Genomic DNA, 3,915 nt, shown 5'->3' with positions numbered 1-3,915 from the left:
ACGGCGCACGCCTTCCGACGGTGGACCGGGCCGCTCGAGCGCGCCCTCGCACGGGGCGGCATGGAGCAGGCCCGGGCGTCGCGGGTCGCCCTGCTCGTGATCAGCGCGGTGGAAGGCGCCCTGATCATGTCGCGGGCGCGCCACGACATGGAGCCCCTCGACGCGGTCGCCACCGAGATCGACCTCCTGCTCAGCACCTCCTGAGCAAGGACGACCGCGGCCTCGCCGGCACCCAGCACCGTCGCCGTGCTGGAGCCCATCGGGCCCGGCCGAGGAAGCCGACGGGCGTCATGTCGCGTCCGGGAGGAGACCGATCGCGTTCGGGACCGGCAACGTCGTGGCCACCACGCCGGCCGCGAGCGGCGCCAGCAGGGTGGCCAGGGCGTCGGTGGCGCCGCCGAGGTGCCGCCACGGCGAGGCCGCGGCCGCGTCGGTGGCGCGCTCGACGTCGGCGTGGAGACCGCGCCCCGCGACGGTCAGGCGATGATCGGCGTCGATCAGCCCGGCCTCCCGCAACTCGGCGAGGCCGCCCTGCCAGGACTCGTCGTCGAACCGCCGGGCCTCCTGGAGCACCTCCGCCTCGGCCTCACCCGCGCCTGCCTTGATCAGGTGCGCCTGCACCGGGGTGAGCCCGCGCGCGACCAGCACGGCGACGTGCCCGTCGCCGCGGTGTTCCCGCAACGTCGTACACGCCTGCCACAACGCCAGGTGCGCGCGTCCCGGGCGCGGCAGTGCCTGGTTGGCCGCCGCGAGCACGCGACCCGCGCAGTCGGCGCCGGCCGCTGCGCGCCACGCGAGCTCGGCCGCCTCCACCAGCTCCCGCGACCTCAGCACCTCCTCGCCCCACATCCGCCGCAGGGCCCCGTCCACTCCCGACAGACGGGCGTCGAGCGCGTCCCCCGGCGTCGTGTACCGCCACGCATCCGGGAGAGCGCGGGCGATCCGCGAGGGATGGAACCCGAAGAACGCCGCGGTCGCGATCTCCGCCCCCACGGGACCCAGGGGCGCGACCCGCTGCGCGGCGTAGCCCATCCAGAACCCCCGCAGGCCCAGGGCGTCCGACGCCGCGCGCGCCTCCGGGGTGAAGTAGGTGACCGCGTGCAGCGGCTCGAACAGCTGCCACATGCGTCGGGGTGCCTCGGTCATCCACGACTCCTCTCCACCGGACATGACGAGCGTCATAGTGAGGGGCGGACCGACGGTCCGTGGCTATGACATGCGTCATAGCGAGCGCCGACCGTCATAATCCGACGGACGACGAGGGCCCCGCGGTACCGCTCGTCTCAGGATTTCGACGGGTCCACCCGCATCGACCGGGAGGCGGTTGGCAGGCGAGCAGGAGCCCGGTTCCCTGAACGCATGTCCGCCGACCACCGCGAGGCGCCGACGGTGCACCACCACGTCCGGCTCCGCTCCGGTGACGAGGTACTCGTGCGCAGCCTGCGTCCCGACGACCAGGCCGGCCTGGGCGCCATGTTCGAGGAGCTGAGCAGCAGCTCCCGCTACCAGCGATTCCTCGGCGGCAAGCCTGCGGTGTCGTCGCAGGCCCTGCGTCGTCTGGCCGAGGTCGACCACCGCGACCACGAGGCGCTCGTCGCGGTCGCCGACGCCGGGGACGACGACGGCGGCACGGTCATCGGCGAAGCCCGCTGGGTCCGCGACGGCGACGACGGTGCCGTCGCCGAGATGGCCATCACCGTGGCCGACGACTGGCAGCAGTGCGGTCTGGGCACGGCGTTGGCCCACGACCTGGCGCGGCGTGCCGCCGAGGAGGGCGTCGAGCGGTTCTCGGCCGAGGTGCTCACCGACAACACGGGCATCCGCCGGCTCGTCGAGTACGTCGGGGAGGTCGACCACGCAGAGCACGGTGGCGGGGTCTCCGTGCTGGAGATCAGTACTGCGGGGCACGACGGCCCGGAGGTCGACGGCGGAACCGTGCGCCGGGTTCTGCGCTCCGCGGCCGCCGGCGACTTCCTCGTCGTCCCGCGCCCGCTGCGCTGGTGGTTGCGACTGTCCACCGAGATCACCAAGACGCTGATGGTCCCGGTCGGGGCGCTGGTACGCCGTCGGCACTGATCACAGGCCTCCCGACCCCGGAGACGACGCGCGCCCGCTGACGACTCGTCCACGTCAGGGTGGCGAGCCGGGGGCGGCGACCACCAGTCCCTCGGCCTGCGCCGCGCCCGCCAGTCGGTGGTCGTAGGCGACGAAGGCGGTCAGGTGCTCGGCCAGGAGTACGGCCGAGGCCAGATGCAGTGCGTCGGGGGTGCGCAGCACCGGATCGCCGATGTCGGACGCCAGGTCCTGGACGGCGCGCCCCAGGGGGACCAGGTCGAGGTCGTTGACCAGGACACGGGCCTCCGCGTGGACCCGTCGGCCGACTCGCCGCGCGGCACGCAGCACCTCCACGCGGCCCACCTCACTGCTGACCAGGGGCTGTTCGTGGTGCACGGCCAGCCACCCCTGAAGGGCCTCGGTCTCCGCCTCGGCCCGCACCAACTTCAGCAACGCGGACGAGTCCAGATAGATCACGGGCGTTCCTCGCGCTCGGCGTCGAGCAGCTCCTCGTTCGTGGGCTCCCCAGCTTCGGGCACGACGGGATGCGACGACCTCAGGCGCCCCGTCGGGGCCGATGCAGGGATCAGCTTTCCCGCCGCGACGAGTCGATCCCTCGCAGTGTCACCGCGTGGCACGGGGACCAGCAGAGCGACGAGCTCGCCCCGTTCCGTCACCTCCACGGTCTCGCCGGCCTTGACGAGATCGAGGTACCGCGACGCGTGCTGCCGAAGCTCACGAACACCGATGCGCTCCACGACGAGAAAGTAGCACACGATGTGCTACTCAGCGCGTCGGCGGCGGTCCCACCGAGCGCGGCCCGAGCACCGTCTGACCCCGACCCCGTCTCGTGCGGAACCCCACCTCCCACGGCCAGTGCCCGTGGTCGTCGGACCACACGATCTGCAGCGCCCGCAGCGTCACCCCCCGGAACAGCGAGACGGCGGTCAGCAGGTGCGCGTCCGGGTGCTGCAGCTCCACCACCTCCATCTCGCTGCCGTGCGGGCACCGCAGCCGCTGCCCCGCCGCGAGCCGCTCGCCGTGGTGCACCACGCCGTCGGCGAAGTCGTTCAGCAGATCGCTCGCCTCCGGGGCCTCGACCCCCGTCACGACCAGCTCCGGCAGCCCCCGCAGCGTCAGCCCGACCGTGTAGGCCCACGGCGGGTGCACCCGGTCGCCCTCCACGAACTCGACCGCCCAGCCGTACTGCTCGACCATCTCCGCCGTGCGGGCGAGCGCCTCGCCCGGGGTCATCGTGGGGTCGTCGCACATCCAGCACATGTCGTCCTCCGCGTCCCGTTCGAGGCCTTCGTCCTCGACGCGCGCAGCATGCGCCCGACCCCCGACACTCTCGGGCGATGCGACAGGCACCGGAGCGGTTCGACGGGTGGATCGGCGGGCTGGGGACGGCGGCGGGGGTGCGGCTCGTCGTCGGTCACTGGCCGTCCTCGCCGCTCGGGGCGTTCACCGACGTCATGCTCGAGCAGGCCGACGGGCACCGCGTCCTGCTCGCCCCCTCGCAGGAGGTCGCCGACTTCGTCGCCACCACCTACACCTTCGACGAGGTCCGGCTCGTGCCGGTGGAGATGCACGTGGAGACCGCGAACGCCGAGCTCGAGGCGGGTGATCTCACCGCCACGATCCGCCTCGGCCGCCGCACTCCGCTGGGGTGGCTGCTCCGCGCCGTCCCCACCCGGCTCGCCACCTCGCCCCGCTGGATCGCCACCATCGACGCGATCGCGCGACGGGTCCTGCCCGGCGTCCGGACCGTCGGCAGCGCCGGCCACGACCGCACCGAGTACTACGGCGCCCGCGACCTGCACCGCATCGTCGACGCGACCGTCCACCTCGGCGGCGTCG

7 protein-coding genes are annotated in these 3,915 nt (G+C 73.5%); 3 read left to right on the top strand and 4 right to left on the bottom strand.

The annotated features are described in order from the left end of the window. Nucleotides 1-204 (top strand): LmrA/YxaF family transcription factor (locus tag AC0CYZ_RS13365; RefSeq protein WP_472216050.1); only part of this gene is annotated, 204 nt, incomplete at its 5' end. Nucleotides 205-288: 84 nt separating this feature from the next. Here the strand turns inward: AC0CYZ_RS13365 and AC0CYZ_RS13360 are convergent. Continuing rightward, nucleotides 289-1,146 (bottom strand): SCO6745 family protein, encoded by an 858-nt coding sequence (locus AC0CYZ_RS13360; RefSeq protein WP_472216048.1) that lies wholly within the window; start codon nucleotides 1,144-1,146, stop codon nucleotides 289-291. 213 nt (nucleotides 1,147-1,359) lie between these two features. Between AC0CYZ_RS13360 and AC0CYZ_RS13355 the strand changes: the two genes are divergently transcribed. Then, on the top strand, nucleotides 1,360-2,076 hold the full coding sequence (locus tag AC0CYZ_RS13355; RefSeq protein ID WP_472216046.1) for a GNAT family N-acetyltransferase: 717 nt from the start codon (nucleotides 1,360-1,362) through the stop codon (nucleotides 2,074-2,076). Between the two features lie 54 nt (nucleotides 2,077-2,130). Here the strand turns inward: AC0CYZ_RS13355 and AC0CYZ_RS13350 are convergent, their stop codons facing one another. Genes AC0CYZ_RS13350 through AC0CYZ_RS13340 form a run of 3 tightly spaced genes read right to left on the bottom strand, consistent with a single transcriptional unit; the run spans nucleotide 2,131 to nucleotide 3,327 of the window. Beyond that, nucleotides 2,131-2,532 carry a type II toxin-antitoxin system VapC family toxin gene (locus tag AC0CYZ_RS13350; protein ID WP_472216044.1) on the bottom strand — a complete coding sequence of 134 codons (402 nt, stop codon included), beginning with the start codon at nucleotides 2,530-2,532 and terminating at the stop codon, nucleotides 2,131-2,133. After that, a complete protein-coding gene (locus tag AC0CYZ_RS13345) occupies nucleotides 2,529-2,813 on the bottom strand; it encodes a type II toxin-antitoxin system Phd/YefM family antitoxin (protein WP_472216042.1) in 285 nt (94 codons plus the stop codon). Before AC0CYZ_RS13345 ends, AC0CYZ_RS13350 begins: the two co-directional genes overlap by 4 nt. A 28-nt stretch (nucleotides 2,814-2,841) precedes the next feature. Next, nucleotides 2,842-3,327: a DUF4262 domain-containing protein gene (locus AC0CYZ_RS13340; RefSeq protein WP_472216040.1), complete on the bottom strand. Its 486-nt coding sequence runs from the start codon at nucleotides 3,325-3,327 to the stop codon at nucleotides 2,842-2,844. Nucleotides 3,328-3,413: 86 nt separating this feature from the next. On the opposite strand from AC0CYZ_RS13340, the gene AC0CYZ_RS13335 reads away from it, so the two are divergent. Then, nucleotides 3,414-3,915: hypothetical protein (locus AC0CYZ_RS13335; protein ID WP_472216039.1), on the top strand; the 502-nt coding region annotated here is incomplete at its 3' end.

The sequence above is a fragment of the Actinomycetospora sp. genome (assembly GCF_055612215.1).
The sequence above is the reverse complement of the archived record's forward strand: the minus strand, read 5'-3'. Positions and strand labels throughout refer to the sequence as shown.